The 3,514-nt window shown below is 61.4% G+C and carries 2 protein-coding genes and 1 pseudogene; 2 read left to right on the top strand and 1 reads right to left on the bottom strand.

Going from position 1 to position 3,514, the window contains the following annotated elements:
* Positions 1-100: 100 nt before the first annotated feature.
* A complete protein-coding gene (locus R4P70_RS32495) occupies positions 101-829 on the bottom strand; it encodes a hypothetical protein (protein ID WP_317833814.1) in 729 nt (242 codons plus the stop codon).
* A gap of 159 nt (positions 830-988) precedes the next feature.
* Between R4P70_RS32495 and R4P70_RS32490 the strand changes: the two genes are divergently transcribed.
* Positions 989-2,182 carry a hypothetical protein gene (locus R4P70_RS32490; protein WP_317833812.1) on the top strand — a complete coding sequence of 398 codons (1,194 nt, stop codon included), beginning with the start codon at positions 989-991 and terminating at the stop codon, positions 2,180-2,182.
* 83 nt (positions 2,183-2,265) lie between these two features.
* A pseudogene (locus R4P70_RS32485) lies at positions 2,266-3,437 on the top strand (IS256 family transposase); the annotation flags it as partial.
* Positions 3,438-3,514: the final 77 nt, after the last annotated feature.

The following is a 3,514-nucleotide window of genomic DNA, read 5'->3' as shown; positions in this document are numbered from 1 at the left end:
ACGTTGTTCTGCGCATGGTTGGCGTGGTCGCGATTTCGGGTGGTGATCCCGATCTGGGACAAGACATTGCCGACGGTCGAACCCGTCGCGCACGGCGCGTTTAATGCACTCGTCGCGGAGATCCGCCAGCAGCTCGCGACCCGTCTCGTCCAAGTGGGTGACGTGCATGGTGATGAGCACGAGTCGGCCGTTGGCGAGGACAAACCCGTCGACAATGCCGGGCGTCGAGCAGGTGGTCGGCTGGGCCCGCGTCGACCAGCTGCATTCCTGGATCGCCTATAGCCACCCGGAATTCGGTTACAGTGTCGAGTCGTTTGGGCTTCGCGACCCAGCGGACCTTCTCGTGGCCCTCCCATCCGGAGGTCGGCGACCGCTGGACGTCCTCGGTCGGCACCATGAACGTGATCAGGTGAGTCCAGCCAGGAACGAACGGTGCAGGCCGGTCCCATGCGCTGATGCGCCGATTCTCAGGATCGGGCCGCCCGGCCCATTCGGCGCCGGGGTGGTCGACCGACGACAGGTGGAAGATATAGCGGCCGCTCTGGTGGAAAGAGAACTTGGCCAGGTCCTTCCACGTCCGGATCGAGGCGTAGACGTCGAGTTTGCCCTTGTTCGCCCAGACGCGAAAGACGCTGGAGCACTCACCGGGCCGGCCGACTGCGAATCTGGCCGCGGTGCGCTTGGTTACCGGTCCGAAGGTGAGGATCGGCCCGCTGGCTGGGGTGAGAATTCGGACGGTCGCCCTGCGCCTGTCCTCAGAAAGGTCGAAGACAAGTCCAGCCGAGACGACGCCATCAATAATGATGCGCTCGTTGCTGTTACGTGGCATAGCCCGGATAGTAGGTCCGAGATCCGTTCTCGCGAAACGCATCGGGCAGATGCACGTCGTCAACGAGGGTGCGGGCTCGTCTATGGTGCCAACTTCAAGGTGCTCGGGACGCCCCTGCCCAACCGGTCTGCTGTCACACCTTCCTTCAATGATTGCCTCATGAACAGAGCACAGCTGGACCTGTGCCTCCAGGGCGCTGACCTGCTGAAGGGGCACATGCGTGGACTCGACCGCAGCCTCGATTCCGCCATCAAGAGACAGGACCGGGCAGCGGTCGAGGCTGCGCTCGACCCTCTGGTCCACGTCGCCGGGGTGCTGATCCGCAAGCTCGCGATTGTATCGGGGACCAGCGGTTCCGCTGCCTTCACGGACGTGGTTGCGCGGTGCGACCCGGAATATGCGAACGAGTACGACATCCTCGAATCTTTGCTGTCGATCGTCATCACTGGCGGCGTCCCCGACCGCATCACCTGCAATACCGCGCTGCTAGCCATTGCTGCGCAAGAGGTTGGTGCCAACGCGATAGGACTCATCGCGGAGACCACCCACGAGCATCCATTCAAGGTCGTGGGTGGACTAGCGAAACTCCTTAACGCGCAGGACCCATCAGTACAGGTGACCGACAACGCTTCGGCGAGTGCGGCACTCACCGTGTACGCCCTCGATCCAGCGATGGCTGCCAGCAGAAAGGGCACCGCCGACCTCGTCGTGCGGTTGACGGGTCGGGTCGCCGACAATTCGTACTCAGTCGCACAGTCCCTGCACGAGGGAGGCGAGACTGACGCTGGGCTTGCGTACAGTGGCCTCGCGAGAGTCGCGATGACTGCGACGAGCTTGTCGGCCGGTGTCCTTGGGATGATCGCCGACAGCAACCATTACTCATGGTCGGCGCTGCTGCGGCAAGTTGCCGAGTGCGAGTACCTGCTGTGGAAGTTCAGCGCGGAGTCAGCCAGCGTCATGGACTGGCTGGGCTCGGGCCGCGAGGAGAGGGAGGCCCGGTGGCCGTCGCGGCTGTACTCCGACGACGACAACGACTACCGACGCAAAGACTATTCGCTCCACTGCGAGTTTGGCGGTCACCCCACTCCGGATGGCACGCTCGCCGCGGGCCAGATTCTCACTCCGGAGCAAGACGCTACCCAGGCGGCCAACGGTTACACGCACCTGCTCCAGCACCTGCACTCCATCTTCGAGTTCGCCGTGGCGTGCGCAGACGACCTCGATACATTGCACAAGCGTCTGCCCACCGTTCCCGAGGACGTCCGGAACGAGTATGCCGAAGCTGTGGCGCTGCACCTGAAGACTGACAAATTTGGGCCTGCGACTGCGCACTTCTCTGATCCGTTGCCTTGACCCTGGTAAGGGACTGTCTGAATAACGGTGGATCCGGTCCTTGATTCAACACGCCGAGCTGAGCTTGGCGGGAAGGATCGACGATGACCGAAACACTTGATCCCATGGCAGAGACTGAGGTGGATCAGAAGCAGTTGGCCGAGCAGCTCCTGGCTCAGGCCAAGGAGCAGGGCGTGGAGTTGATGGGCCCGAACGGGCTCCTCAATCAACTCACCAAAAACGTCCTAGAGACCGCGTTAGACGCGGAGATGACCGAGCACCTGGGCTACGAGAAGCACGATGCCGCCGGCCGCGGCAGCGGCAACTCGAGGAACGGTACCCGTTCGAAGACGGTGCTCACTGAGATCGGGCCGGTGGAGATCGAGGTCCCGCGGGACGTCGACTCTTCGTTCGACCCGCAAATCGTCAAGAAGCGTCAGCGACGCTTGACGGGTATCGATGAGATCGTATTGTCATTGACGGCAAAGCGTTTGACGACCGGCGAGATATCCGCGCACTTTCAAGATATTTACGGAGCGTCGGTGTCGAAGGACACGATCTCGCGGATCACCGACAAGGTCGTCGGGGAAATGACGGAGTGGCAGAACCGGCCACTTGATCGGGTGTATCCGGTGATGTTCATCGATGCGGTGCACGTGAAGGTTCGCGATGGGCAGGTCACCAACCGGCCGATGTATGTCGCGATCGGCGTCACCGTCAATGGCGAACGCGACATCCTCGGGATCTGGGCCGGCGAGGGCGGAGAGGGCGCAAAGTTCTGGCTCTCGGTCCTGACCGAGACAAGAACCGTGGTGTGGCGGACGTCTGCATCGTTGTGTGCGACGGACTCAAAGGATTGCCTGAAGCGATCAACACCGTCTGGGAACTCGCTGTGGTGCAGACGTGCATTATTCATCTGATACGCAACACTTTTCGCTTTGCCTCTCGTAAATATTGGGATGCGATGGCGCGTGATCTCAAACCTGTCTACACCGCTCCGTCGGAGTTTGCGGCCAGGGAACGATTCGCTGAGTTCACGCAGAAATGGGGGCAGCAGTATCCAGTGATTATCAAGATGTGGGACAACGCGTGGAGTGAGTTCGTTCCGTTCCTGGACTACGACGTCGAGATCAGGCGCGTCATCTGCTCGACGAACGCGATCGAGTCTGTCAACGCTCGCTACAGGCGCGCAGTACGGGCGCGTGGGCACTTTCCGACTGAGCAGGCGGCGCTCAAATGCTTGTACTTGGCCACGCGTGCTCTGGACCCGACAGGGAGAGAAATGATCAGAACTTGTGGATCCCGGGAGGGCGTACCTTCCCGGAAGATGATCTGCAAGGTATCGAAAATTCT

Origin of the sequence: Rhodococcus sp. IEGM 1241, assembly GCF_033142365.1 — a bacterium.
In the GTDB taxonomy this organism is placed as follows: domain Bacteria; phylum Actinomycetota; class Actinomycetes; order Mycobacteriales; family Mycobacteriaceae; genus Rhodococcus_F; species Rhodococcus_F erythropolis.
Note: the sequence above shows the minus strand (reverse complement) of the source record. Positions and strands in the feature narration are given on the sequence as shown.